Raw genomic sequence first — 26442 nt, forward strand, 5'->3', positions numbered from 1 at the left:
CGGGGAGGGCGGGGATGGACCAGGACCTGTGCATCCGTGAGCTCCGGGAAGACGAGTCCGAACGGCTCGGCCGGCTGATGGTCGAGGTCTATTCGGGCCTGGCGGGCTTCCCCACGCCGGAAGAGCAGCCCGGCTACTACGCGATGCTGGCCCGGATTGGAGAATTCGCGGACAGGAAGGACGCCAAGGTGCTCGTGGCCGTCTCGTCCTCGGGCGAGCTGTTGGGCGGTGTCGTCTATTTCGGGGACATGGCTGAGTACGGCTCCGGCGGAACCGCCACGGCGGTCACGAACGCCTCTGGCATCCGCCTGCTCGGCGTGGGCCCGAAGTTCCGGGGCATGGGGATCGGCCGGGCCCTCACCCAGGCCTGCATCGGGTTGGCGAGAGAGCGGGGGCACGCCGAGGTGGTCCTGCACACGACCGAGGCCATGGGGATCGCGTGGGGGCTCTACGAGCGGATGGGATTCGAGCGCTCGCAGGACCTCGACTTCATGCAGGGCGCGCTGCCGGTCTTCGGGTTCAGGCTCCGTCTGAACGCTTAGGCCGCGCCCGGAAGGGTAAACACCACGCAGGTGCCCTTCCCCTCCACGCTGTCGATGCGGATGTCGCCGCCGTGGCCGCGGACGATCTCGCGGCAGATGCTGAGTCCCAGGCCCGTGCCCTTGCCTTCGGGCTTGGTGGTGAACATGGGGCGGAAGACCTGGCTCAGGAGCTCGGCGGGGATCCCCTGGCCCGTGTCCTGGAAGCGGATCTCCCACCACAGGCCGTTGGGCGTGCTCTCTTCGGCGGGCCTGGCGGACACCCTGATCGCGCCGCCCCCGGGCATCGCGTCCACGGCGTTTTTCATGAGGTTCAGGAAGAGCTGCTCCATCTGCTTGCGGTCCACATTCAGGCGGCAGCCGGCGGGCAGGTCGACGTCCAAGGTGATGCCATGCGAGGTGAGGGTAGGCGCCCAAAGCTGATGGAGGTCCTCCAGCAGCTCCCCGAACGCCTGGGCCACCTGGTGCAGCTGGGGCCGGCGGGTGAGGTCGAGCATGCGGCGGACGATGCCGCTCACGCGCTGGATCTGGGCCTGGATGACGCCGAGGCGCTCGCGCACCTTGTCGGGCAGGTCCTTCTGGCCCTCCATGAGCTGCAGGTGGCCATTCACCAGGTTGAGCGGGGTGCCCACCTCATGCGCGAAGGTGGCCGCCAGCTGGCCCGCCACCGCCAGGCGCTCCTGGCCGCCCAGCTCCTCCCGCAGGAGGGCGTTGCGCTCGGCCATGGCGGCCAGCTCGACGTTCTTGGCCTGGAGCTCTGACAGGGCGGCGTCGATGCGGTCCTGGAGGTTGGCGTTGAGGCCGCGGATCTCGCGGATGAGGGATTCGCGTTCCTCGCCGGCCCGCTGGAGCTGGACCGCCATGCCGTTGAACTGGGCCGCGATCAGGCCCAGCTCGTCGCTGCGCCGGATCGGGATGCGGGCCCCGGACTCGCCCCGCTCCAGCTGCTCCATGGCCAGGACGGTGGCCTCGATGGGATCGCTGATGAGCACCCGCAGGATGAGCCAGAGGAGGATGAATTCGCCGAGCAGGACCCCCGGAAGGGTGCGGTAGGTCCGCTTGAGGTTGGCGTCCCAGACCACCTCCCAGCGCTCCAGGTCGCAGTAGACCCGGATGAGGCCCAGGGTTGGCTGGCCGGGCCGGTGAAGGCGGATGGGCTGGTAGACCTTCCAGGCCCGCCCGCCGGTGTTCAGGTCCACCAGCTCCGCCTGGGGTTTGGTGAGCGTCAGATAGGAGCCGATTTCCGGCCCCCATTCCACGGTCGCCTCGTCCCCGGAGGAGCGCACCAGCTCCACCTCGTTGCTCCTGCCCACCCGCCTGAAGACATCAATCTGGAAGATGCTGCGGTCGGGGCCCGCGATGCTCTCCAGCAGCTGGTCGAGCTTGTCCGCGTCCCGGAAGGAGGGATCCCGCTCCACGATGTCCGTCTCCACCGTGCCCGCGGTGTCGATGGTGAGCTGGCGGGAATAGCTCTCCAGCTCGCGGCGACTGTTGCGGGTGATGGAGTAGGCCACCGCCACGGTGAGCACGCTGGTGACGAGGCCCAGCAGCAGGAACAGCTTGGCGTGCACACTGCGCAGCCAGGCCAGGGGGCGGATCCTCACGCGCCAGAAGCTCATGGGTGCGTTCCCTCCAGCCCAGGCAGGCCCAGGGCCGGGCGCACGGCCCCAGCGAAGGCGGCGGGGCCCTGGCTTCCGGCGAAGGCCTTGAAGCGGTCAAAGGCGGCCTCCCGCAGGCGGCCGGTCTCCTCCAGCAGGGCCCTCACGCCACTCGCCAGGAGGTGACGGCCTCGGGTCTGAAGCTGTTCCTCCTCCGCCCTCAGCAGGGTCTCCAGGGCCGCGAGGTCGTGGTACTCCCCCAGGATGGTCTGGAGCGCCCGCAGATCCTTGAGCACGGACTCGGGCAGGGCCGAGAAGGCCCCCTCCAGGGCTTCCACGGTGTAGCGCAGCTTCTTGATGCGGATGCGGGCCTTGTGGAGGGCGGGGGCGTCCTCGAGGGCGGCCAGGGCTGTCAGGCCTCCGAGGGCGGTTTCGGCGCGGGGCGCGAGGCAGGCCCAGGCGGCCTCCTGCAGGGAGGCCCGCTGGAAGGGGGCCGGAAGGCTCGGCACCTCCAGGAGCCGGTCCAGATCCGGCAGGCGCAAGTCCTCCAGCTCCCGGTGCATGGTCCGCCGGGCTCGGGTCCGGGCCCGGTCCACCCGCTCCTGCAGGTGCTCGATCACGGCAACCTGGACGGGGTCCGAGGCGGTGTGCCGGCGCGTCTCCAGCCAGGCGGCGTGGACATCCAGCTCCCGGGGGAGGCCCAGGGTGTCCACGAGCCGCTTCAGGGCCCGCCGCTGCCGCTTGTGGCCGGGGTAGGCCTCGGGGTCCAGCAGGTCGAGCACGGCCCCCAGGCGCCGGGTCGCCACGCGCACCTGGTGCAGGGGCTCTTCCTCCGAGGCCCACCCCTCGACGGCCAGGAGCGCCTGGAGCGCCGCCAGCCGCACCTCCAGGGCGCGGTGGAGCAGGATCGCCAGCTCGGCCGGATGCATCAGACGATTCTAGACGCACTCCGCGAAAGCGAAAAAATGGCGTAAACTGGGAGGCCTATGGAACACATCCACATCAAGGGCGCCAGGGAGCACAACCTCAAGAACCTCGATTTGTCCCTGCCGCGCAATCAGCTGGTGGTGATCACGGGCCTGTCGGGCTCGGGCAAGTCCAGCCTGGCCTTCGACACCCTCTATGCCGAAGGCCAGCGCCGCTACGTGGAGAGCCTCTCGGCCTACGCGCGGCAGTTCCTGGACCGAGGCTCCGTCTCTGCGATCGCGCCCTAGGGCGCGGGAGCAGGAGGACAGCGCGGGGCGCTGTCCGATAGACGGAGTGGAGAAGCCCAACGATTGATCATTCAGGAAGTCAGGTTGCTGCCATGGAACACATTCACATCAAGGGCGCGAGGGAGCACAACCTCAAGAACTTGGATCTCTCGCTGCCGCGCAACCAGCTGGTGGTGATCACGGGCCTGTCGGGCTCGGGCAAGTCCAGCCTGGCCTTCGACACCCTGTACGCGGAAGGCCAGCGCCGCTACGTCGAGAGCCTCTCGGCCTACGCGCGGCAGTTTCTCGACCAGATGGAAAAGCCCGATGTGGACAGCATCGACGGCCTCTCCCCGGCCATCTCCATCGAGCAGAAGACCACCAGCAAGAACCCCCGCTCCACCGTGGCCACGGTGACGGAGATCTACGACTACCTGCGCCTGCTCTTCGCCCGCACGGGCCGGCCCACCTGCGTGGCCTGCGGCGAGGCCATCGCCAGCCAGACCATCCAGGAGATGGCGGACCAGATCCTGGCGAAGCCCGAGGGGACGAAGCTGCAGATCCTGGCCCCCGTCGTGCGGGGCCGGAAGGGCGAGTACAAGAAGCTGCTCCAGGACCTCATGAAGCGCGGTTACATCCGGGCCCGCGTCAACGGCCAGATGCTCGACCTCACCGAGGGCATCCCCGACCTGGACAAGCAGAAGAAGCACACGCTGGAGGTGGTCATCGACCGCCTGAAGGTGAGCCCCGCCATCCAGTCGCGGCTGGCGGACAGCCTGGAGATCGCCTGCAACCTCGCCGAGGGATCGGCCCTGGTGGACCTGGACGGCACCGAGCGGCTCTTCTCCAGCAAGCTGGCCTGCAACAACGCGAAGTGCGCGAAGTTCGGGCTGGGGCTGCCGGAGCTGGAGCCGCGCTCCTTCTCCTTCAACACGCCCTACGGCGCCTGCCCCACCTGCGACGGCCTGGGCTTCAAGCGCCAGTTCGCCGAGGAGCTGATCGTCCCCAACCCGGCCCTCTCCATCAACGCGGGCGCCATCCAGGCCAGCGGCTGGAAGAGCGTGAGCGACGACGGCTGGCGCTCCCAGATGCTGGACCAGCTGGCCCGGAAGCTGAAGTTCAGCCTCGACACCCCCTGGAAGAAGCTGCCCGCGGACATCCGCCGCCTGCTCCTCCACGGCACCGAGAAGGAGATGCGGTTCACCTACGAGGGCAAGAAGAGCCGCTACGACTTCGTGCACCACTTCGAGGGCATCATCGGCAACCTGGAGCGCCGCTACCGGGAGACCACCAGCGAGGAGATCCAGGCGGAGCTCGAGGAGTCCATGCAGGTCATCCCCTGCGAGGCCTGCGAAGGGCAGCGCCTCCGGCCGGAGGTTCTGGCGGTCTACGTGAGCGGCCTGAACATCGCCCAGGTCGTGACCCAGAGCGTGCGCGAGGCCCGGACCTGGTTCGCCGACCTGGCCCTGGAGGGCAAGGACGCTGTCATCGCCGAGAAGGTGCTGAAGGAGATCCGCGAGCGTCTGGGCTTCCTGGACGACGTGGGCCTGGGCTACCTCACCCTGGACCGCAGCGCGGCCACGCTTTCGGGCGGCGAGGGCCAGCGCATCCGCCTGGCCACGCAGATCGGCAGCAAGCTCCAGGGCGTGCTCTACGTGCTGGATGAGCCCAGCATCGGCCTCCACCAACGGGACAACCTGCAGCTCATCCGCACCCTCAAGGAGATGCGGGACCTGGGCAACACGGTCCTGGTGGTGGAGCACGACCTGGAGACCATCCTCGCGGCCGATCACGTGGTGGACATGGGCCCCGGCGCCGGCGAGCACGGCGGCCTCGTGGTGGCCCAGGGCACGCCGGAGGACATCAGCCGCACGCCGGGATCCATCACGGGCGACTTCCTGTCGGGCCGCGACACCATCCCCGTGCCCAGGACCCGCCGCAAGGCCAAGCGCGGCCAGCTCTCCGTGGTGGGGGCCGAGGAGAACAACCTCAAGCAGGTGGACGCGGACTTCCCCATCGGCCTCTTCACCTGCGTCACGGGCGTCTCGGGATCGGGCAAGAGCACCCTGGTGAACGAGATCCTCTACAAGGCCCTGGCCAACCAGCTGCACCAGGGCGTCCACATCGTCGGCAAGCACAAGGCCATCAAGGGCCTCGAGGCCGTGGACAAGGTCATCGACATCGACCAGGCGCCCATCGGCCGCACGCCTAGAAGCAACCCCGCCACCTACACCGGGCTCTTTACGCCGCTGCGCGAGCTGTTCGCCCAGCTGCCGGAGAGCAAGGCCCGCGGCTACGCGCCGGGCCGCTACAGCTTCAACGTGAAGGGCGGCCGCTGCGAGAAGTGCGAGGGCGCCGGCGTCCTCAAGATCGAGATGCACTTCCTCCCGGACGTCTACGTCACCTGCGAGCAGTGCAAGGGCAAGCGCTACAACCGCGAGACCCTGGAGATCCACTACAAGGGCAAGAGCATCTCCGAGGTGCTGGACATGACCGTGGAGGAGGCGCTGGAGCTCTTCGCGCCCATTCCCGTGCTGGCCAACAAGCTGCAGACCCTCGTGGACGTGGGCCTGGGCTACGTGCGCCTGGGCCAGAGCGCCACCACGCTCTCGGGCGGCGAGGCCCAGCGCGTGAAGCTGGCCAAGGAACTGAGCAAGCGCCCCACGGGCCGCACGGTCTACATCCTGGACGAGCCCACCACGGGCCTGCACCTCAAGGACATCCAGAAGCTGCTGGAGGTGGTCAACCGCCTCGTGGAGACGGGCAACACCGTCATCGTCATCGAGCACAACCTCGACGTCATCAAGACCGCCGACTGGGTCCTGGACCTGGGCCCCGAGGGCGGCGGCGAGGGCGGCCGCGTCATCGCCGTGGGCACCCCCGAGGACATCGCCAAGCGGAAGGTCAGCGTGACGGGGAAGTACCTGGCGCCGTATCTGAAGTAGACGCCGGCCTCAGCGCCGCCCGCTCGCCCAGATGATCTCGTCGGAGGCGTCGCCGTTCTCCACCGCCTGGTGGGCGCCCTCCTCGAACACGGCCCAGAGGGCGTCCAGCCGCTTGCGGCGGAAGCGCGGGTTGGGAATGGTGCGCTCCAGGGCTTCCTTGGTGGCGGGCGGGTGCTCCAGGCGGGCCATGAGCCATCGGTTGCCAAGCTCCATGACGGCGGCCACGTCCCCTTCGTTGCCCCAGGCCCAGCGCAGGGCCGTGAGCTTCCGGGCGCGTTCCACCGCCAGGTCGCCCAGGTGCTTCACCTTCTCCACCACCGGGTCGTGCTTGGGGGGGGCATAGGCCCGCACCCGCTTCAGCAGGTGGCGCATCTCCTTGGGCAGGGCCGCCAGGCGCGGTCCGATCTCCGGGTGATCCCGCTTGGCGTCGGCCTCGTCGGCCAGGATGCGCAGCAGGGGCAGCAGCAGGGCCGCGTCCCGGCTGGCGTAGCTGATCTGCGTGTCCCGCAGGGGGCGCAGCATCCAGTTGGAATCCTGCTCCTCCTTGGGGATGTCCAGGCCGAGCTTGAGCTTGGCCATGGTCTTGAGGCCGGGCTGGGGGTAGCCCAGGGCGCGGGAGAGCAGCATGGTGTCGAAGATGCTGGCGGGCACCACGTCGTAGAGGCGCTTGAACACGATGCCGTCCCCGGAGAAGTCGTGGACGATCCAGGGCACCTGGGCCATGGCCTGCAGGGCCGGTCGCATGAGGCCACCGAGGGGGATCGGATCCACCAGCCAGGCCTGATCGTGGGTGGCCACCTGCAGCAGCGCGAGCAGGCAGTGGTGCATGCCCGTGAGGCTGCACTCGATGTCCACCGACAGCACACCCGCCGCGTGCCACAGGGGCAGCGCCTCCTGGAGCTTCTCGGGCGTATCCACGTAGGTCGTGGGAAGGTCGAAGTGGTCGAGCACCATCCGATCAGTATGGCAGTCCGGTACCATGATCCTTCGTCACGATCTGCGAGGACTCATGAACCGCTCCCTCTTCTGGACCACCTTCGCCACCGTCTTCCTCGCCGAGGTGGGCGACAAGACGCAGCTCGCGGCCATGACGGCGACGGTGCGCAGTGGGCAGATCTGGACCGTGTTCCTGGCCGCCAGCGCCGCCCTTGTCTGCGCCACGGCCATCGGCGTGGCCCTGGGTGGCGTGCTGTTCAAGTACATTCCCGAGGCCGCCATCAGGTGGGTGGCGGGGGCGGCCTTCATCGGGGTGGGCCTGTGGGTGCTGATCAAGGGCTGAGCCCGGGCCAGAACCCGGGCCAGAACCCGGGCCAGAACCCGGGGCCGGCCCGTGTCTTCTACGACGGTGGCTGCGGCCTCTGCCAGGGGGCGGTGCGCTTCGCGGCCCGGCGCGACACCTTCGGGCGCCTCCGCTTCGCCCCCCTGGACGGCCCGACCTTCCGGCGGACCGTGCCCGCCGAGGCGCGCCGGGATCTGCCGGACAGCCTGGTGGTCCTCACGGTCGAGGGCGCGGTGCTGTCCCGCTCGGGAGCCATCCTCCACCTGCTGGGGCGGCTGGGATCGCCTTGGCCCGCGGTGGCCGCCGCCCTGGCTTGGGTGCCCGTTCCGCTGCGGGACGGGATCTATCGCCTGGCGGCCCGCCTCCGGCGTCGCCGGACTGCCTGTGATCTCGCCCCGGCCGGAGATGACCGGTTCGAGCCATAGAAATTTTTAAGTGTCACAAAGCCCCCCGGACAGGCACTCCAAAGGCTGACGACAGCACCACAGTCCCAATCCCCCAAAACCGGGGGAGGGACTTCGTCCCACCAGCGGGGCCGCTCGGCCCCAGGCGCGGCCCTGGCCGCAAGGAGGATTCATGATCACCAAACTCATCGGGGCGGCCACCCTGTTCGCAGCGGGCTCCCTGGTCGCCGGCGCGCCGGCCACCCTGGGCGCCGCGTCCGTCGAACCTTTCGGCGCGGACGCCGCCCTCAGCACCGCCGCCGGTTGCGGCGCCAAGGACGCCAAGGACGCGGGCAAGGCCCCCGCCAAGGATGCGAAGGCCAAGGAGGGCTCCTGCGGCAAGGGCTCCTGCGGCAGCAAGGACGCCAAGGCGAAGAAGGGGTCGAAGGACGGCTCCTGCGGCAAGGGCTCCTGCGGCAGCAAGGACCCCAAGAAGGACGCCCCCGCGGACAAGAAGTAGCGGGGCGACGCGTGGCTCAGGGCAGATCTCCCGGATCCTTCCAGGGCGTGGGCCTGGGACTCCGGCGCGCCCACCTCGAGGAGGTGGCGGGCCAGGAGGGCCACGGCGTCCCCTTCTGGGAGACCTGCCCGGAGAACCTGATCGGGGATGGCGGCCGCCACCACCGGCTGGCTTCCGCCATCCTCGACCGGGATCCGGTCCTCACCCACGGCCTGGCCATCTCTCTCGGCGGCTTCGATCCCTGGGATGGGGACTACCTGCGGGAACTGGACCGCTTCCTGGTCCGCACGGGGACGCCCTGGCACTCCGAGCACCTCTGTTTCACGGGCGTGGACGGCAGCTGCCTCCACGAGCTGCTGCCCCTGCCCTTCACCCGCGAGGCGGCCCGGCACGCCATCGCCCGGGCCAGGGACCTCCAGGGCCGGCTGTCCGTTCCGCTCCTGCTGGAGAACATCACCTACTACGCCCACCTTGGCGAGCCCGAGATGGATGAGGCGGCGTTCATCGCGGAGGTGCTTGAGGGCGCGGACGTGGGCTGGCTGCTGGACGTGAACAATGTCTACGTGAACGCCCTCAACTTCGGCTTCGATCCCAAGGCCTGGCTGGCCCGCATGCCCCTGGACCGCGTCGCCCAGATCCACATCGCCGGCCACAGGAAGTTCGGATCCATCACCGTGGACACCCACGGGGCGGACGTGATCGACCCCGTCATCGAGCTCATGCAGTGGACCCTCGCCCGCCTGGGGCGGCCCGTCCCGGTGCTGCTGGAGCGGGACAACCACATCCCGGACTTCGGGGACCTCCTGGCGGAGCGGGCCCGGATTCAGGTCGCCTACGATGCGGCGCTGGCTCCAACGGAGACCGCGCCGGCGGAGGCCGTCCATGCCTGAGTCCCCTACCTTCCGTCTCCAGCGGGCCATGGCTTCCCTGATTCTGGACGAGGAGCCGGAAGACTTCGGCGCGCCGGCGGAACGCCTGGGGCTCCCGGCGGCGGACCAGCAGGCCTTCCGCGAGCAGCCCGAGGCCATGGACCTGTACCGGGAGCTGGCCCGCCTGAGCCTCACGGAACCCCTGGACACCACCTTCCCCGTGCTGAAGGCCCTGCTCGAGGGAGCGGAGGTCTGGGCGTCGTGCGTGCAGGCCTTCCTGTCGGCCCGGGTGGTGCGGAGCACCCACTACCGCGACATCGCCCCCAGCTTCCTGGGCTGGCTCGTGGATACGGGCTGGGGCCAGGACCGCTGGCCCTTCCTGGCGGAGCTGGCCCACGCGGAGCTCCTGGAGGTGCTGGTGGCCCGCTTCCCGGAGGCCGACCCGCGCCAGGATCTCCATGATGACCCGAGGCCCGGGGATACTGTGTGGCTTGACCCCGGAACCCAGGTGGTGGCCTACGCCCACGCCGTGCATCGGGCCACCGAGGCGGCTCCCGTGCCCGAGGCGCGGCCCACCCACCTCCTGGCGTTCCGGGACGCGGAAGGGGAGGCCCGCGTCATGGAGCTCACGGCGGCCACCGCCGCCTTGCTTCTCCAAGCCCGCACGCGCCCCCTGGCCGAATCCGCGGCGGCCCTGGGCTTCGCCGATCCGGCCCCGGCGCTCGACCTCCTCCGGGACCTGCGCCGGCAGGGCGCCGTCCTGGGTTTCCGCGCGCCCCACTGATTCTTGTCCCCCCTGTCATCCCCCAGCCATCGAGGTCCCCATGCGACTCCGCGCCTTCGCGCCCCTGCTTCTGCTGACCCTTTCCCTCACGGCCCAGGGCCGGACTTTCCGGGTGGACACCACGCACACGGTGCTGGGCTTCAAGGCGTCCACCCTGCTCTTCGACGTGCCGGGCCGCTTCACGCGCTACAAGGCCGACATCCAGGGCGATCCGGCCACGCTGGAGGGCGCGAAGGTCCGCCTGGACATCGACGCCCGCTCCGTGGACACCGCCAACGGCACGCGTGACGAGCACCTGCGCTCACCGGATTTCTTCGACGTGGCGAAGCACCCCGCCATCACCTTCGTGTCGCGGGAGGTGAAGCGGGACGGGGACAAGGTGGTGGTGCGCGGCACGCTCTCGATGCATGGGGTGAGCCGGGAGCTGAGCCTGCCCTTCACGCCCGCGGAGGGCACGAACGGGGCCGGGGCCCACACATGGGCGTACCGGGCCACGGTGCCGCTGGATCGCCTCGACTACGGCCTGGGAGCCGACAGCGTGGCCGCCAAGATCAGCCTGAAGCGGCAGGTGGAGCTGGACCTGATGCTGGTGGGCTTCTTCGACCCGCCGGGAAAGAAGTAGATCAGGCCCGCCTCAGCGTGAAGATCGCGATCTCCGGCGGGGCGGCGATGCGCAGCGGGAGGCCCACCACGCCCAGGCCGCGGCTCACGTAGAGCACATCCTCGCCCTGGCGGTAGAAGCCCTGGGTGCGGGGGCCGATGAGGTGGGCGCTGCTGACGCCGGGGATGGGATTGATCTGGCCGCCATGGGTGTGCCCGGACAAGGTCAAGCGGGCGCCCGCGGTCAGGGCCTCCTCCCATTCGCTGGGGCGGTGGTTCAGGCAGAGGCGGAAGGCGTCGACGGGCACGTCGCGGGTGGCCTCCGCGGGCCGGGGACCGGGCCCGAAGACCATGCGCCGGAACCGGCCGTTCCGGGCCATCGGGTCCTGGAGGCCCATCACCGCCAGGGTGCTGCCATTCCGGCGGACCAGGGCGGAGGCATTCTCCACGCAGCGGATGCCGGCGGCCTCCAGGTCCCGCCAGATGGGCCGGGGATCATCGAAGTAGTCGTGGTTGCCGAGCACGGCGAAGGTTCCGAAGGCCGCCGGGAAGCCCGCGAAGGCGTCGACCACCGGCCCCAGCTCGTCGGGCCGGCTGTCCACCAGGTCGCCGGTGATGAGGAGCAGGTCCGGCCGCTCCCGGGCCGTGAGGTCCCGCCACCGGCGCACCAGCTCCGGGCCCACCAGGGGGCCGGAATGCAGGTCGCTGAGCTGGGCGAGGCGGAGACCCTCGAGCCCCGGCGGGAGGTTCGTGAAGGCCAGCTCGTGGCGGGTGATGACCGGATCGCCATAGGCCTCCCGCGCGCCCCGGGCGCCGAAGGCCACCGCGGCTCCCGTGCTCGCCAGGGCAGCGGTCCGAAGGAAGGCGCGCCGTCCGGGGTCCAGGGCCTCGCCCGGGGGCTCGGGCTTGTGGCGGCTCCACAGGTGCCAGAGGCCTTCGGCCGCCATGCCAGCCAGCAGGTGGAGGACCGTGAAGGCCTGGAAGTAGAACCCCCCTCGGGCCATGCCCCGCAGGAGGGGCAGGGCGCCATGGCCGCCCAGGCCGATGATGCGGAGCCCGGCGAAGAGGATCAGGGGGATGTGGATGAGCCCCAGGATCCAGGGCAGCGCCCGATGGTACCGGCTCGGCAGTTCCAGTCGCAGCAGGCGCAGGTGCAGCCACTGGACGAGGAAGATGAGGACGAGGCCGGTGAGGAAGAGCATCAGGATTCCCAGGATGACATCACGGCCGCACGATCACGCTGAGGGTTCCCACGGTACGACCCTTCATGGCGCCGTCCAAGGGGCGATGCAGGCCCAGGGCGAAGGACAGGTTCCCGGCGAGGCGGCGCACCACGTCCATGGGCAGTCCCAGGTTCCGGCTGTCCAGCTCCAGGCCCGCCACCCGCCGGGCCGAGGGCCGGGGATCGGGATCCTGCCACACGGCCGCGTGCTCCACGTAGACCGTGAGAGGGCCGAGTCCCAGGTCGCCGCGCAGGCGACGCAGCCGGTCGCCCGTGGCCGTGTAGGCGGGCAGGGCCGCCTGGACCACGCGGTTGGCGTCCAGGGAGGTGGGCAGCAGTGAGGTCCCCACGCCGCCCAGGTGGAAGCGGTCCAGGGCCGAAGGGTCGCCGCCCTGGCGGCCCTCTTCCAGCCGCACCGTCAGCGGGGACCAGGGGTTGATCCAGCGCAGCGTGAGGGTGGCGCGCGCCAGGGTCCAGGTCTGGCCGTCCGTGCGGCCGCGCTGTTCCCGGGCCGCCAGGGCGGCACGGAGACCCTGCCGGTCCCGGCTCCAGGAGCTGCCCAGGCCGGCCTCCACGCCCCAGAGGGCCCGGCTGATCGAGGCCCCGCCCTGGAGCGCGACCCGCTCGTAGGCCAGGATGGGCCGGATGTGGGAGTGAGGCCGGCCCAGGTCCTCCCGGTCGAAGGCCAGCTCTACGCCCCGGCGCTCGCGGTCGAAGCCTGCCACGGGCTCGAACCGCTGGCTGGAGGGGCGCTCCAGGAGAGAGAAGACCTGGAGCGAAGGCGCCCAGCGCCAGCCGCGCCAGGCCGCGCCGGCCATGCCGCCCCGGGGGCCCGCGCCGTCCCCCAGCCCTGCCAGCGCCTGCCAGTTCAGGCGGCCCAGGATGTCGTTGCCTCCGGCGCCAAGCTGGATGACTTCTCCCGATGGAGTGAAGCTGTAGCCCGCCAGGGAGAAGGCTTCGTGGCTCTCCCCGACGCGGTAGGGGTGGGGCGCCACGGGGACCGGCGGCGGCAGGGGGCTCGGCTCGTCGGGCCGGGGGAGAACCTGGTCCTTGATCAGTGCGGCGGGATCCTTGGGCAGGTCGCGGGGCTCAAGGGGCGGCAGGGTGGCGTCGAGGCGGCGGATCTGGACGCCCGTGGCGCTGAGCTGGGTGTAGTAGATCCACTTGCCGTCCGGCGTGGCCACCGGGTTCCAGGCGGCGGCCAGGGTGCGCGTGAGGGGCCTTCCTGCGGCATCCACCACGTTCCAGACACCGCCCACCTCCTTCCACGAGGGGCCGGCCGCGGCGGTGGGCTTCGCCGCGGCGGGCTTTGCCGCGATGGCGGAGGCGCGACGCACGCCCTGGCCCAAGGTCCAGATCCGGGCCTGGGGCCTCAGCACCCCCTCTTCGTCCGGCAGGCGCAGCTGGAAGGCGATGGCGTCCGGGGCCGTCCAGACAGGCTTCCATGGGAGGGCGCCATCGATGGGCCCCAGCCGCCGCATTGGAGGCAACACCGGCACGAGGGAGGCGCGGTCGGGGGGCTCTCCGGGCTGGGGCTTGGCGGCCTTGGGCGTGGCCTTCAGGTCCCAGACGTAGAGGCCGGGCTTCTTGGCGGACTGCACCCGGGCCAGGAGCTTGGTGCCGTCGGGACTCACGGCCAGGTCCGTGGCCCAGCCGGGCAGCTGGGTGACCAGGTCTCCCTCGCGCAGGCCCTGGGCCTTGGCGAAGCGCTCCAGCTCCAGGGCGGTGTGGGTCAGCTCGGCGCAAAAGCGCTGGTAGCCGTCCTTGGGCGCGAAGCCGAAGGTGGCGGTGAAGGCCGCGTCGAAGTCGCGCTTCCCCGCCAGGTGGATCCAGAGGGTCTGGAGCACCTTCGGGTCGCCGGAGGTGGTCTCCAGCCACGCCAGGTAGGCGCTGCCGCCCAGGTAGGCCAGGCTCCCGCCCAGGAAGCCCTGGGTGCCGCTCAGGTCCTCGTAGGTGGGGAGCTTGCCTTCGAGGGCCCACTGCCGCAGCACCGCCGCGCGGAAGGCGCTGTGGGGGCGGCCGCTGCCCGTGAGCTTGCCCTCGATGAGGGTGGCGTAGCCCTCGGTGACCCATCGGGGGGACTTCTCCGCCAGGGGCCCCAGCACCTCGGTCCAGCGCCGCCAGAGGCTGGGCTTCAGGGCCGGACGCAGCAGGTGGTGCATGTGGCCCAGCTCGTGGGCCAGCAGCAGCTCGGCCCAGCCCCGGTGGTGACCGATGGGCGAGTCGGGTGCCGGTTCCGTCTTCCACAGCACCACGTGGGGACGAGGGAGGATGGGGAAGGCCAGGCCGTTGGCCTCCATCACGGGATCCAGGATCAGGATGTCGATGGGTTTCCCCGGCTTCTCGTAGGCGAAGCCGACCAGCCCCAGGTATTGGGAATGAATCCCTTCCACGCGGGAGGCCACGTCCCAGCCGAAAGCCTCGAAGGCCGCCGGGCAGTGGATCCGGTAGTGCGCCGTGGCGAAGGTGAGCCAGCGCGCGTCGGGCGCCTGGACCCGGGCCGGGGCCGCCTGGATCAGGGCGGGAAAGAGGGCCAGGGCGGGTGTCAGGGTCCGGAGGCGCATGGCCCCAGTGTGAACCCAGGGTGTGATGGGGATCATAATTTGAGAATTCATCTCAAATTTGGGTTGAAATGTGGAATCAGTTGTTGTGAGACTCATTCTCATGTTTGTGATGCCCCCCCTCTCCCTTCCGGCGACCGCTTTGGTTGGGCCGGCTCCGGTTGTCTCTGCTTTGGTCGCTCCGGAGCGGCCGGCCCTGGATCGCCGCGTACTCGCCATGGGGACGGAGCTGAGCCTGCACCTGGAGGGCCCCGGGGACCTCGGCCGGGCCTCGGGGGCGGCGCTGGCGGAGGCTGCCCGCCTTGAGGCCGCGTGTTCCACCTGGGACCCGGCCTCCCCCTGGAGCCGCCTGAACGCGGCCCAGGGCCGCCCCGTGGCGCTGGACCGCGAGTGGCTTGACCTGCTGGCGCGGATGAAGGCCTGGCAGGCGCGCACGGACGGGGCCTTCGACCCCGTCCTGATGGCCCTGGTGCGGGCCTGGGGCATCCGGGAAGGGGGCCGGACGCCGACGCCGGTGGTCCTGGCGGCCGCACGTCGCGCCTCGGGCGCCGCCCTCCTGATCCTCGATCGAGCCGCAGGCACGGCCCGATTGGCCCTTCCCGGGGCGGGGGTGGAAGAAGGCGGCTTCCTCAAGGGCTACGCTCTGGACCGCCTGCGCCAGGCGGCGGGCACGCCCGCGGGCCTGCTGGATTTCGGCGGCCAGCTGCTGGCCTGGGGTGTGCCGGTGGAGGCCTCCGTGGCCGATCCCCGGGATCGTCGTCAGGCCCGCCTCACCCTCTCCCTGAGCGAGGCGTCGCTCTCCAGCAGCGGCACCTCCGAGCGGGGTCGCCACATCCTCGATCCCCGTACGGGCGAGCCGTGTCCCGCCTGGGGCAGCACTGCGGTGGTGGCCGCGGATGCTCTCACGGCCGACGTGTTGTCCACGGCCCTCGACGTGATGGGCCCCGATGCGGGCCTTGCCTGGGCCGAGCGCCAGGGCGTGGCCGCCGCCTTCCTCCTCCACGACGGCTCGGTGCGGATGACACCGGCCTTCCGATCCCTCCACCCCACCCTGATTTCCCAGGAGACCCGATGAAGTCCCTCCTCACCCCCCTCATGTGCGCGCTGCTGGCCGCGCCCGCCTTCGCCCAGGAAAAGCCGGACACGGAGAAGCGCCCCAGTGCCGACCAGCGGATCGCCGACCTGGAGCGCCGCCTGGACGCCATGTCCCGGGAGCTCGAGAGCCAGAAGGCCGGCAGCGCGATGCCAGTCGTGGCGGAAGAGGGCCGCTTCGGCCTGGGCGCAGGCGCCAGCAAGGTCTACGCGGTGCCGTCGGGCCTAAGCATCGGCGGCTACGGTGAGTTCCTCTACGAGAACAAGGCCGCGACCCTCCAGGACGGCAGCCACGTCGGCACGGAGAAGAAGCTCGACGCCCTTCGCCTCGTGCTCTACACCGGCTACAAGTTCACGGACCGCATCGTGTTCAACTCCGAGATCGAGTTCGAGCACGGCGGCTACAGCGACGACAAGCCCGAGGGGGAAGTGGTCGTCGAGTTCGCCTACCTGGACTTCCTGATCAACAAGGCGTTCAACATCCGCGCGGGACAGATGCTGGTGCCCATGGGCTTCATCAACGAGTTGCACGAGCCTCCGGCCTTCCTGGGCGCCCGGCGGCCCATGGTCGAGCGCACGCTCATTCCCGCCACCTGGCACGAGAATGGGGTGGGTGTCCACGGTGACCTGCCCGGCAACCTCACCTACCGCGTCTATCTCATGAACGGCCTGGACGCCTCGGGATTCGGCGCCTCGGGCATCCGCGGTGGCCGCCAGGCCGGCAAGGAGGCCAACGCCCAGAGCCTGGCCTGGACAGGCCGCCTGGACTGGACGCCCATCCCCGGCGTGCTGGCGGGTGCGAGCTTCTACACCGGCAACAGCAACCAGACGGGCCTCGGCGAAGCACTCACCACCACCGTGTGGGACGCCCACGCCGAATACCGGGCCCGGGGCTTCCAGGTCCGCGGCCTCTACACCCGCGCCTCCAACACCGCCGGGGCCGTGGCGGCCCTGGATGTCGCGGACCCGGCCCGCGAAGTGGGCACGAAGCAGTGGGGCGGCTACCTGGAGGCGGGCTATGACCTCCTCCGCGGCTCGCGGCAGGCCCTCATCCCCTATGTCCGCTACGAGCGTCTCGACGCCCAGCAGCAGGTGGCGGCGGGCGTCTTCGCGGACGGCAGCCGGGACCGCACGCTCCTGACCACTGGCGTGGCCTACAAGCCCATCCCCCAGGTGGCCGTGAAGGCCGACTGGACCCGCGACGAGAACCGCGCCCACACGGGCCGGGACCAGTTCAGCCTGGCCCTGGGCTACACCTTCTGAGGCCCTCCATGATCCGCATCCTGGCCCCCCTCGCCTTCTCCCTGCCGCTCTTCGCCGCCCTGCCCACCACGCAGGAGGCCCTGGCCCTTGCCTTCCCCGGCGCCCAGTTCGCCCGGAAGGAATTCGCGCTGAGCGAAACCCAGGCGGGCCGCGCGAAGGCCCTGGCGCAGATCGAGGTGCCGGGGCGCTGGCTCGTGGCCTACGAGGCGCGGCGGAACGGAACCCTGGTGGGTGTCGGATTCTTCGACACCCACCGGGTCCGCACCTTGAACGAGACGCTGCTGGTGGCGATCTCCCCCGAAGGCCGCATCCTCCGCGTGGAGGCCGTGGCCTTCCACGAGCCCGCCGAATACATGGCCAAGGAGGCCTGGGTGAAGCAGTTCGAGGGGAAGGGCCTCGACCCGCAGCTCACCCTCAAGGGCGCCATCCACCCGCTGTCGGGCGCCACGCTCACCGCGAACGCCATGACGGACGCGGCCCGCCGCTGCCTGGCCCTGCACCAGGTGCTCTACAAGGAGGCGAAATGAGCGCCTGGGAGCGCTGGAGCCTGCATCTGGCCGCCCTGGCCACGGCAGGCACGGGTCTCATGGACGGCCTGCTGCGCTGGTTCGGGCAGCGGGCCGGGGAGTTCGGCCCTGAGCCCCACCCCTGGCTGCCCGCGGCCCAGCACCTTCACGTGCTCACGGCGCCCCTCCTCCTCTTCGCCCTGGGCATGACCGTGCGCGGCCATCTCCAGGCACGGTTGAGGAAGGGGTCGGAGGGCCGCCGCACGGGCCTGGGCGCGGCCTTCCTCATCGCGCCCATGGTGCTGAGCGGCTACGGCATCCAGGTGGTGACCGATCCTGCCTGGCGCACGGCCCTGGCCTGGGTCCACGGGATCAGCGCCGGCCTCTTCCTGCTGGCCTACCTGGGCCACCTCCTCCTCCGGACGAAGCGGGCGCCCGAGGCGTCGCCAGCTCGGGTCGTCGCCCTGACCTGACAGGGGAGGTGCTAGCGTCTAGGCCATGGCCAAGATCCGCGTGCTCCCCGACCAGGTCGCGAACCAGATCGCGGCGGGCGAGGTTGTCGAGCGGCCCAGCTCGGTGCTGAAGGAGCTGGTGGAGAACGCCCTGGACGCCGGGGCCCGGCGCCTGGAGATCGCCTGGGAGGAGGGCGGCAAGCGCCTGCTGGAGGTGGCCGACGACGGCTCGGGCATGGCCCGGGACGACCTGTACCTGGCCCTGGAGCGCCACGCCACCAGCAAGGTGCGCACGGCCGATGATCTGGGGCACCTGGGCACCTTCGGCTTCCGCGGCGAGGCCCTTCCCAGCATCGCCAGCGTGAGCCGCTTCGACCTCGCCAGCGCCGAATCGGATGGCGCGGGCCACCGGCTGCGCTGCGAGTTCGGCGTCATCAGGGAAGTCTCGCCCGTCTCCCGCAGCCGGGGCACGACGGTCGCCGTGCGCGACCTCTTCGCCCAGCTGCCGGCGCGGCGGCGCTTTCTGAAGTCCACGGACACGGAGCACGCCCAGCTCTGGGGCACCGTGGCGCGCCTGGCGCTGAGTTCCCCCGGCGTCCACTGGACCGTGCGCCCGGACCGCGGCGCGCCCCTGGTGCTGCCGCCCGTGGAGGACGCGGGCCAGCGCCTGGCGCCCCTGCTGGGCGAGAAGCTGGGCCGCCTCGTGCCCTTCGTGAACGGCGAGCCCCCCTGGCGCCTGCGGGGCTTCGTCTCGCCGCCGGACCTCAGCTTCCGCGACCGCAACCACCTCTACCTCTTCGTGAACGGCCGTGCGGTGCGGGACCGCCTGCTGCTGGCGGCCCTCAGCGAGGCCTGGTCCGGCACCTTCGCCAGGGGCTCGTACCCGGCGGCCGTGCTCTTCCTGGAACTGCCTCCGGAGGCGGTGGACGTGAATGTGCATCCCACCAAGGCCGAGGTCCGCTTCCGCGAGCCCCAGCGGATCTTCGCCTGGGTGCGGGGCGGGGCCGAGGAGGCCTGGGCGCAACTCCGGGGCGGCCTGGCTTCCGTGCTGGAGCTCCCGCCGAAACCGCTCGAGGCCGAGTTCGAGCTGGATCCTTCGCGCCGGGCCGCAGCCCAGCATCCCCGCCTCTGGTCCGATCATTCCGTCGGGGCCCCGGGGGCCTACCAGGCCCTCGATGCGGCGTTCAGCACACGGCCCCTGGAGACGATCTACGCCTACGAACCGAGGTCTCCAGGGGTCGCCGAGAACTTGGATCCCAGCGGTGCCATCCGCTACCTGGGTTCGTTCCAGCAGACGTATCTTCTGGCGGAAATCGAAGGGGACCGGGGGCCCGAGCTGTGGATCGTGGACCAGCACGTGGCCCACGAGCGGGTGCTCTTCGAGCGGCTCTTCCTGCGCCGTCACGCCCCCGCCATCCAGGCCCTGATGCCGCCCCAGGTGGTGCAGATCGGGCCGGAGGCCCTGGCGCGGCTCGTACCCTTCCTCTCGGAGCTGGCGGCGGCGGGCGTGGAGGCGGAGCCCTTCGGAGATGGCGCCCTGGTGGTGCGCGGCCTGCCGGACTTCCTGGCGGACCGCGATCCCCAGGCCCTGCTGGAGGACCTGCTGGCCCGGCTCGAGCGCGAGGGCCGCGTGGATCTGGACGTGTTCCGTCGGGACCTCAACGCCGAGCTGGCCTGCCGCGCGGCCATCAAGAAGCACCACGCCCTGCCCCCGGAGCTGGCCCTGGGCCTCATCCGGGACCTGCTGGCCTGCGAGGTGCCCAACACGTGTCCCCACGGAAGGCCCATCCTCAAGAAGCTCACCCTCGAGGATCTGGAGCGGAGCTTCGGGCGGCGGCTGTAGGTCCTTCCGAGCGGCTCCGCTCGGCCACCAGGTCCACGCCCAGGCGCTTGGCGGTGGCGTAGAGGGCCGGACGGGCCAGGCCCAGGGTCTCGGCGGCTTCGGCCACCCGGAACCCGCAGGCCTGGAGGGTGTCCAGCAGGAGTCGCCGCTGGAAGGCCTGGGTGGCCTCCTCCCAGCTTCGCGCCTGGACGGCCGGTGCGCTCAACTCCGGCAGGTGCGCCGGTCTCAGTGTGCCGCCCTCGCAGCGGAGGAGGCCGCGCTCCAGTGCGTGCAGCAGCTCCCGCACGTTCCCCGCCCAGGGCAGGCGGGCCAGGGCCTGGGGCAGGCCGGGCGCCAGGGCGGGCACCGGCCGCCGGGCCGAGGCCGCCGCCTTCACCACCAGGCGGGGCAGCAGGAACGGGAACTCGTGGCGGCGGGCTGAGAGGGACGGCAGACGCAAAGTCGCGCCCTGGAGGCGATAGAGCAGGTCACGCCGGAAGGACTCCGCCGTGGCCAGGGCCTCGATGTCCCGATGGGTGGCGGCGACGAAGCGCACGTCCACGCGGATGACCTGGTCCGAGCCCACCCGCCGGATCTCTCGTTCCTGGAGCACCCGCAGCAGCAGGGACTGGAGGCGTGGGGAGAGGTCCGCCACCTCGTCCAGGAACAGGGTCCCGCCCCGGGCGGCTTCGATGGCGCCGCGCCGGTCACGATCGGCCCCGGTGAAGGCGCCCTTCACGTGGCCGAAGAGCTCGGATTCCAGCAGGCCCTCGGCGAAGGCGGAGCAGTTCACAGCCACCAGGGGGCCCGAGCGGCCCGAGCGCCGGTGCAGCTCGCGGGCCGCCAGCTCCTTGCCCGTGCCCGTGGCCCCGAGGATCAGCACCGGCAGATCCGAGGCGGCCACGCGGTCCAGCTCCCGCAGCACCGAAGCCATGGGTTCGCTGCCATCCGTGAGCAGCAGGCCGCCATCCTCCAGAGAGTCCAGGGGCCGGATCTCCTGAAGCCGGGCCAGCCAGGGGGCCAGGAGCAGGGGCTCCACCGGGGCCGCGGGGGCGGTTTCCGGCGCCTGGGCGAGCAGGATGCCACCCACGGGACAGCCGTCCCACCGCAAGGCGTGGCCTCGCCAGACCCAGCCGTCCTGCCGGAAGGGGGCAAGGCCGCCCTCCCGGGCCAGCCGGCCCAGGGCCCCTTCGGGAGGCGAATCGCCGGCGCCCAGCGTACGAACCTCGGCCCCGGCACCCCAGACCAGCCAGGTGGGGGTGGATCGCTGCGCCAGCCATCGATCCAGCACGGCTTCGGCGTCCTGGGCCGGAACGGCCTCCACTGGGGGCCAGAGGACCGCCAGGCGCTCCTGGTGGCGGGGCGCATGGGCGCGATCCGCGATGGCCTGGAGCGCCAGCAGATGCTCGGCCCGGCGGAGGTCCGGCCGCCGCTCCAGCACCTGCAGGCCCAGCTCCAGGCGCATGATCTGGGTGGGGCAGCCTCGCCAGGCCGCCCAGAAGGCCGGAGGATCACCGGTACCCCGGAAGAGCCGGTGGGCCTCCCAGCTGAGACGGGTCTCGGGATCCGCGCCCGCCGGGGGCGGATCCGTCAGCGGACCCAAAGCGGCTTCCAGGAATCGGGCGTAGGGGTGGGTCCGGACCTGGGGCAGGGCCTCCCGGACCAGATCCCAGCGCTCCCGATCCGCTCCGTGCAGGGCCAGGAGGCCCCAGGCCGCGGGAACCTCCGGATGCGCCGCCACCAGGCGGCGGATCCGCACCAGGGCCGCGTCCGGGTCGAGGTTCACGTCCGCGAGCTGGGCCTCCTCCAGGTCCTGCCAGGGCTGGGGAAGGGGTCCGCGCAGGGCGGCCCAGCGAGCGTGGGCAGGGAGGTCCGCCCACTTGAGGGCCAGGTGCGCGGCGTTGGAGGCGGCCCGCTCCGCCCAGCCTGGCGCCCCCAGCCGCAGGAAGTGGGCGTGGGCCAGGGTGAAGGCCCGCAGGGAGCCCTCTGGATCGCAGGCCGAGTCCGCCCGCAGGCCCTCGGCCATCCAGTGGAAGGGGTCGGCGCAGGGATGGGCCGAGGTGCCCCAGTCCGGGTAGCCCGGTGCCGGCGGGGCCGCCTCGCCGCCCCAGCGCATGCGGATCCGGTCCCAGGCGGGGTCGCCTGAGGGCGTGGGTGGCGCAGGCCGGTGGAGGGCTTCCTGGATGTCAGCCTCCAGGGCACTGCGCCAGCCCTTCGGCTGATCCTCGGTCAGCTCCAGGCGCAGGAAGGCCGTCAGGGACGCGTCCGGAAGCCCGCCGCCCGCGAGGTCGCCGGAAGCCAAGGGGGCGAGACCCGACGGGGAGGCGCCCGCGCCCCGGGCCCAGGCCCGCAGGCGGGGATCCAGCACAAGCCGTCCCGAGGCGAGCTCCGCCAGCCAGGGCGCACCGGGATGCGGGGCCAGTTCTTCGCAGGACCCCTCGAGGGCCAGGGGGCCGGCCAAGGCCTGCAGGAGCGGCCAGGGCAGCGACGGATCCAGGGTGCCTTCCGGCAGCAGGCGTCCCTCGGCGTCCTGGCTCCGGAGCAGGAACATCCACCACTCCGGCGGCAGGGGGTGGAGGTCGGACGGCACCAGGATCTCCAGGAAGGGCGGGAGCACCAGGCGGCCGCCCTCTTCCACGGCCCCCAGGACCGCGATCCAGCGCAGGCGCTGGGACCGGTCGAGGAGGACGGATCCCGCCGCCATCCACGGGCCGCCATCTCCCTCCAGCAAGGCTTCCCAGGCCCAAGCAGACAGTTCGCTCTCCCGGGCGCCCCGCCGGTCCGCCGGTACGGCGGGGCTGCCGTGGCGCAGGAGGGCCACCCAGGCAGGGTCGGGGCGGGGGCCAAAGGCCGTGGGTGGCGCCGTCACCTGGGGACCGAAGGGGCGCCGGGCCTCCTGGGCGAGCCGGGGCCAGCGGCCCTCGCGCCCCCCCAGCATCCAGGCCTGGGCGATGGCGGCCAGGGCCCAGGCCGGGTCTCCCCAGCGCCGTCCCCGGTCCAGGCCCCAGGGGGCCTTCCAATGGCCCAGCCAGGAGGCCTTCAGCACCCCAGCATCCCGCGCCAGACCTCCCAGAAATCCGGGAAGGTCTTCGCCACACAGTGGGGATCCCGGACCTCGCCGCCGCAGTGCAGGCCGCCCACGGCGGCGGCGAAGGCCATGCGGTGATCGTTCCGGGGATCGAAGGGCGGCCGGGCTCCAGGTCGGGGACCGGGCCGGGGCCCAGGCTGGACGCGCAGGGTGTGATCGCCGATCACCTCGGCGCGGCCCCCCAGCCAGCGCACCAGCTCCGCCGAGGCGTCCAGGCGGTCGCACTCCTTGAGGGGAAGCGTGTGCAGTCCGCGCAGCTCCGAGGGACCCGGTGCCAGGGCCGCCAGGGCCGCCAGCACGGGGCCCAGGTCCGGGCAGTCCGTGAGATCCGCCTCCAACCCGCGCTGGAGCGGCCCTTCCAGTTCCAGATCCTGGGGCCCGGTCCAGCGGGCGCGGCATCCCGCGGCCTGGAGGATGGCCACCATGGCGCGGTCGCCCTGGGCGTCGTCGGGGTCCAGGGGCGCCAGGCGGAGGGTCCGGCCCGTGGCGGCGGCGGCGGCCAGGAAGGCGGCAGCGCCGCTCCAGTCGCCGGGCAGAACAAGGTCCTGCGGGACCAGGGCGCCGCCGGGGATGAGCCACTGCCCCGGTTCCAGCCGCGCTTCGCAGCCGAAGCGCCGAAGCCACTGGGTGGTGAGGGCCAGGTAGCTGGGGCTGGCCACCTCCATCCAGCGCAGGATCCCGCCGCCGGGCAGGGCCGCCGCGGCCAGGGCCAGCCCCGTGAGGAACTGGCTGCTGAGGCGGGCATCCACCTCTAGGTCCAGGCGCTCCGGGGCGCTCGCCGCGGGGCGCAGCCAGGCGCCCTTCGCATTGGGTTCCCAGGCGGCGCCCAGGGCTTCCAGGGGGGCCAGCAGGGGCCCCAGGGGGCGCTCGAAGAGGCGGGGATCTCCCTCGAGCCGCACGGGGCCTTCGGCCTTCAGGGCCAGCCAGGGCAGGAGGAAGCGCAGGGTGGTGCCGGAGGCGCCGAGCCAGAGGGGGGCATCCGCGTGGGGGCGACGGCCCCCCTCGACGCGCCACAGGTCGCCGTCCTCCTGGATCTCCAGCCTGAGTCCCGCCAGGGCCCGCCGCATCCAGCGGGTGTCCTCGGCCTCCAATCCCCCGCGGAACCGGCTGGTGCCCGGCGCCAGCGCCGCGAGCAGGAGGGCCCGGTTGGTGACGGACTTCGATCCGGGCACCCGGACCGGGTGCAGCGCCGCTCCCCGGGGCAGGGAGGTGTCTTCAGGAAGTGACAGGAGCATATGGCAGGGTGCCGCGCCCGGCCCCCCGCCGCAAGCCCATCGAAGGAGGGATCAGCCGATGTTCTCGAAGATCGGCTTGGAGATGCGCTTGTTCGTCTCCTTGGTCCACTGGTAGGTGCCGTAGAAGTCGATGGTGCGCTTGTAGCGGAGGGTGATGGTGCAGGTACCGGCCTCGCCGCTGCCGCTCTTGACGACCCGGATGGCATTCTTGTCCGTCAGCACCTCTGGGATCTGCAGTTCCCGGGCCTTATCCCGGACTTCCCGCTCGACGGTCTCGATGGGCTTCTTGGCGGCACTGCTGGCGATGAAGTCGCAGGCGTCCACCAGTTCGCTGTCGCTGTAGTAGACCGGAACGGCCTTGTAGCCGGCGGCGGCCAGGGTGCCGAACACGAGCAGGGAGACGATGCAGCCGATCTTGCCTTCGCCGCGCTGACGCTTCATGGGTTCCTCCAAACTACTTCAGGTCTTCAAGGGCCTGTCGGGCCAGGGGGGCGACCAGGGGGCCATCGGGGCCGAGCAGGGTTGCCTGAGGATACTTCAGTGCCTGCCGGAATGCCTGCGTTGCTTCGGCCTGGTAGGCGCTGCCCAGGCGGAGGAAGCACCGGCCTGTGTGGTAGTCGAGGGTGCCCTGGCTCACGCCGCTCGTGGTGCCGAGCCGGGCGTCCCGCAGGAGCTCGATGGCCTTGTCATACCGCCGGAAGTGCATGAGGCCCAGGCCGAGGTTCATCCGGATGAGGTTCGCCTCGTCCCCCGCCTTCGCCCCAGCGTAGTCCAGCCGCAGGCGGGCCAGGACGGCCGGGTAGCAGAGGGCCGGGGAGCCCAGGGGAAGCTCCAAGGCCTCGTCCTGGACCGGAAGGCTCACGGGGGAACCCCCCTGGCTGAGGGTCACGGACCCCTTCGCGGAAGCCAGCACCTGGCGCAGGGCCTGGACCGATGCCACGGGTTTGCCGTTGGCCAGGGTGAGGGCCCTGCCGACCTGGATGCCCGCTTTCTGATCGGCCTCGGAGGCGGACAGGACCCAGGGGCCCGGCTCTCCGGGGAGATCGAGGAGGGACAGGCCCAGACCGGGCTCATGAAGCGGGGGCATGGCGTTGAGACGGGCCACGAGGGGCCCCAGGGGATCCTCCTCCAGGGGCTTCACCAGCAGCCGCTCCTCCTCGCCCTCGAGGGTCGAGATCCGAAGCTCCACCTGGTGGACCACCTTCCCCGGCATCGGAATGGCGGAGAGGATGAGTTCAGCCTCCCGCGAGGCCCTCACCCGCGCCAGGGCCTCCTGGGGTGTCTCGCCAGGATGGGCGGGCAGGTAGGCCACCTGCTGAAGGCGTTCGCCAAGGCCCTCCAGCTGCGACAGGAGCCGGGCCCGGCCGGTGAATTCCAGGTCTCCCTCCAGGCCCAGGAAGGCGAGGCGCGGCTTCGGCCGGGCCTCCACCGCGAGGGCCTTGCCCTCCTCCACGGTGATGCGCCGGTAGAAGCCACCGGCCGGGAAGCGGACGAGCAGATCATAGGAACCTGAGCAGACCGGCAGCTGTGCCACGGGCAGGGGGCCTTGGCTCTGGCCGGAGAGGAAGAGCTCGCCGCCGGGCCAGGCGGATTGGACGGATAGGATGCCTTTGGAAGGGTCCAGGCGGATGGGCTCCAGGATGTGGTCGGCGAAGGGGGTGGCCAGATCCGCCTGCATCTCGAGCACCTTGGTCCGGTGGCAGGGAGCCCGCAGCTCCAGCTGGTGCTTGCCCGGGGCCAGCTCGCCGATGATGAAGGGCTCGGAGACCTCCTCCGGGCGCAGGCCCAGGGGCGCCACCAGGGGGGCGGCATCCGGGCCCGCCTGGCCTTTGGCATGGCCCAGGCTGCGGCCGTCCAGAAGCACCTCCGCACCGCTCGGCCGCACGTACAGGGCCACGGTGGAGGAGATGCGCGTGAGCTTGAAGTCCGCGGACTTGGCGTCCCCGGAGACGAGGTCGAGGATCAGGTCGACGGGCGCATAGCCCGGGCGACTGTAGGTCAGCTTGTGCGAGCCGAAGGGGAGGAAGCGACGGGCCTGGGGAGACCCCGGACGGCCGTCCACGATCAAAGTCCCCCCTTCGGGTGCGTAGCTGAGCCGCACGGGGGCGTAGTTCTCCGCCCTCAGACGGTCGAAGAGGGCCATCAGGCGCTGGGAAGTGAGGGTCCGATCCACCTCGAAGTCCGGGTTCAGGTCGATGAGCGCCTGGAGGCGGGCCTGGGCCCGGGGCTTGGTCTGGGGGCTGCGGTCGTCCAGCACCGCCAGCCAGTTGTAGCTTTCGCAGAGCACCTGGGCCCAGGTGGGATCAAGGGCGGCGGCCTTGGGCGACAGGGATGCGACCACCTGCTCGAAGCGGGTCGTGGCGCCCTCGCGATCTCCCTGGGTGGCCCAGAGGGCCTTGGCCTGGAGGAAGGTGTCCTTGAGGGCCGCATCCTGGGCGCCGAGGCCCAGGCTCAGCAGGAAGACAAAGGGGAGGAGTCGGCGCAGGCGCAT

General features: G+C 71.4%; 23 protein-coding genes. 14 read left to right on the forward strand and 9 right to left on the reverse strand.

Features of this window, described 5'->3' with window-relative positions; genetic code table 11:
- The first annotated feature begins 14 nt into the window (after window positions 1-14).
- Window positions 15-542 carry a GNAT family N-acetyltransferase gene (locus tag ML539_RS15070; protein WP_243325233.1) on the forward strand — a complete coding sequence of 176 codons (528 nt, stop codon included), beginning with the start codon at window positions 15-17 and terminating at the stop codon, window positions 540-542.
- Here the strand turns inward: ML539_RS15070 and ML539_RS15075 are convergent.
- Together ML539_RS15075 and ML539_RS15080 are read right to left on the reverse strand one after the other, a co-directional pair.
- Window positions 539-2158 (reverse strand): HAMP domain-containing sensor histidine kinase, encoded by a 1620-nt coding sequence (locus ML539_RS15075; protein ID WP_243325235.1) that lies wholly within the window; start codon window positions 2156-2158, stop codon window positions 539-541. The two genes, ML539_RS15070 and ML539_RS15075, sit on opposite strands and share 4 nt — an antisense overlap.
- Window positions 2155-3066, reverse strand: coding sequence for a CHAD domain-containing protein (locus tag ML539_RS15080; RefSeq protein WP_243325237.1), 912 nt, complete (start codon window positions 3064-3066; stop codon window positions 2155-2157). The genes ML539_RS15075 and ML539_RS15080 overlap by 4 nt, the downstream gene beginning before the upstream one ends.
- A gap of 57 nt (window positions 3067-3123) precedes the next feature.
- On the opposite strand from ML539_RS15080, the gene ML539_RS15085 reads away from it, so the two are divergent.
- Window positions 3124-3351, forward strand: a complete 228-nt coding sequence (locus ML539_RS15085; protein ID WP_243325238.1) for an ATP-binding cassette domain-containing protein — start codon at window positions 3124-3126, stop codon at window positions 3349-3351.
- Between the two features lie 92 nt (window positions 3352-3443).
- The gene (gene uvrA / locus ML539_RS15090) at window positions 3444-6275 is read left to right on the forward strand and encodes an excinuclease ABC subunit UvrA (RefSeq protein ID WP_243325240.1); all 2832 of its coding nucleotides are present in this window, start codon (window positions 3444-3446) and stop codon (window positions 6273-6275) included.
- Between the two features lie 9 nt (window positions 6276-6284).
- Here the strand turns inward: uvrA and ML539_RS15095 are convergent, their stop codons facing one another.
- The gene (locus ML539_RS15095) at window positions 6285-7229 is read right to left on the reverse strand and encodes a hypothetical protein (protein WP_243325242.1); all 945 of its coding nucleotides are present in this window, start codon (window positions 7227-7229) and stop codon (window positions 6285-6287) included.
- Window positions 7230-7284: 55 nt separating this feature from the next.
- On the opposite strand from ML539_RS15095, the gene ML539_RS15100 reads away from it, so the two are divergent.
- The 6 genes from ML539_RS15100 (at window position 7285) to ML539_RS15125 (ending at window position 10732) form a co-directional block, all read left to right on the forward strand.
- Window positions 7285-7554 carry a TMEM165/GDT1 family protein gene (locus ML539_RS15100; protein WP_243325245.1) on the forward strand — a complete coding sequence of 90 codons (270 nt, stop codon included), beginning with the start codon at window positions 7285-7287 and terminating at the stop codon, window positions 7552-7554.
- Window positions 7533-7979, forward strand: a complete 447-nt coding sequence (locus tag ML539_RS15105; RefSeq protein WP_243325247.1) for a DUF393 domain-containing protein — start codon at window positions 7533-7535, stop codon at window positions 7977-7979. Before ML539_RS15100 ends, ML539_RS15105 begins: the two co-directional genes overlap by 22 nt.
- A gap of 151 nt (window positions 7980-8130) precedes the next feature.
- The gene (locus ML539_RS15110) at window positions 8131-8457 is read left to right on the forward strand and encodes a hypothetical protein (protein WP_243325249.1); all 327 of its coding nucleotides are present in this window, start codon (window positions 8131-8133) and stop codon (window positions 8455-8457) included.
- An 11-nt stretch (window positions 8458-8468) separates the two neighbouring features.
- Window positions 8469-9347, forward strand: a complete 879-nt coding sequence (locus ML539_RS15115; protein ID WP_243325251.1) for a DUF692 domain-containing protein — start codon at window positions 8469-8471, stop codon at window positions 9345-9347.
- Complete coding sequence (locus ML539_RS15120) at window positions 9340-10110, forward strand: putative DNA-binding domain-containing protein (protein WP_243325253.1); 771 nt, start codon at window positions 9340-9342, stop codon at window positions 10108-10110. Before ML539_RS15115 ends, ML539_RS15120 begins: the two co-directional genes overlap by 8 nt.
- Before the next feature lie 40 nt (window positions 10111-10150).
- A complete protein-coding gene (locus ML539_RS15125) occupies window positions 10151-10732 on the forward strand; it encodes a YceI family protein (protein WP_243325255.1) in 582 nt (193 codons plus the stop codon).
- 1 nt (window position 10733) lies between these two features.
- Here the strand turns inward: ML539_RS15125 and ML539_RS15130 are convergent, their stop codons facing one another.
- A complete protein-coding gene (locus tag ML539_RS15130; RefSeq protein ID WP_243325256.1) occupies window positions 10734-11912 on the reverse strand; it encodes a metallophosphoesterase in 1179 nt (392 codons plus the stop codon).
- A 19-nt stretch (window positions 11913-11931) separates the two neighbouring features.
- Window positions 11932-14496, reverse strand: a complete 2565-nt coding sequence (locus ML539_RS15135; RefSeq protein WP_243325258.1) for a hypothetical protein — start codon at window positions 14494-14496, stop codon at window positions 11932-11934.
- Window positions 14497-14710: 214 nt separating this feature from the next.
- On the opposite strand from ML539_RS15135, the gene ML539_RS15140 reads away from it, so the two are divergent.
- From ML539_RS15140 to mutL, 5 genes are read left to right on the forward strand one after another with little or no spacing between them, the layout of a single operon-like run.
- Window positions 14711-15568 (forward strand): FAD:protein FMN transferase, encoded by an 858-nt coding sequence (locus ML539_RS15140; protein WP_243325260.1) that lies wholly within the window; start codon window positions 14711-14713, stop codon window positions 15566-15568.
- Window positions 15565-16848 carry a TonB-dependent receptor gene (locus ML539_RS15145; protein ID WP_243325262.1) on the forward strand — a complete coding sequence of 428 codons (1284 nt, stop codon included), beginning with the start codon at window positions 15565-15567 and terminating at the stop codon, window positions 16846-16848. The genes ML539_RS15140 and ML539_RS15145 overlap by 4 nt, the downstream gene beginning before the upstream one ends.
- 8 nt (window positions 16849-16856) lie before the next feature.
- A complete protein-coding gene (locus ML539_RS15150; RefSeq protein WP_243325264.1) occupies window positions 16857-17375 on the forward strand; it encodes an FMN-binding protein in 519 nt (172 codons plus the stop codon).
- A complete protein-coding gene (locus ML539_RS15155; RefSeq protein ID WP_243325266.1) occupies window positions 17372-17827 on the forward strand; it encodes a hypothetical protein in 456 nt (151 codons plus the stop codon). Before ML539_RS15150 ends, ML539_RS15155 begins: the two co-directional genes overlap by 4 nt.
- A 25-nt stretch (window positions 17828-17852) precedes the next feature.
- Window positions 17853-19649, forward strand: a complete 1797-nt coding sequence (mutL, locus tag ML539_RS15160) for a DNA mismatch repair endonuclease MutL (RefSeq protein ID WP_243325268.1) — start codon at window positions 17853-17855, stop codon at window positions 19647-19649.
- Here the strand turns inward: mutL and ML539_RS15165 are convergent.
- Genes ML539_RS15165 through ML539_RS15180 form a run of 4 tightly spaced genes read right to left on the reverse strand, consistent with a single transcriptional unit; the run spans window position 19606 to window position 26442 of the window.
- Complete coding sequence (locus ML539_RS15165) at window positions 19606-22674, reverse strand: sigma-54 dependent transcriptional regulator (RefSeq protein WP_243325270.1); 3069 nt, start codon at window positions 22672-22674, stop codon at window positions 19606-19608. The two genes, mutL and ML539_RS15165, sit on opposite strands and share 44 nt — an antisense overlap.
- Window positions 22668-23951: a 3-phosphoshikimate 1-carboxyvinyltransferase gene (gene aroA / locus ML539_RS15170; RefSeq protein WP_243325271.1), complete on the reverse strand. Its 1284-nt coding sequence runs from the start codon at window positions 23949-23951 to the stop codon at window positions 22668-22670. Before aroA ends, ML539_RS15165 begins: the two co-directional genes overlap by 7 nt.
- A gap of 51 nt (window positions 23952-24002) precedes the next feature.
- Window positions 24003-24392 carry a hypothetical protein gene (locus ML539_RS15175; RefSeq protein WP_243325274.1) on the reverse strand — a complete coding sequence of 130 codons (390 nt, stop codon included), beginning with the start codon at window positions 24390-24392 and terminating at the stop codon, window positions 24003-24005.
- 13 nt (window positions 24393-24405) lie between these two features.
- Window positions 24406-26442, reverse strand: coding sequence for a hypothetical protein (locus tag ML539_RS15180; protein ID WP_243325275.1), 2037 nt, complete (start codon window positions 26440-26442; stop codon window positions 24406-24408).

Source organism: Geothrix sp. SG200, from assembly GCF_022808935.1.
In the GTDB taxonomy this organism is placed as follows: domain Bacteria; phylum Acidobacteriota; class Holophagae; order Holophagales; family Holophagaceae; genus Geothrix; species Geothrix alkalitolerans.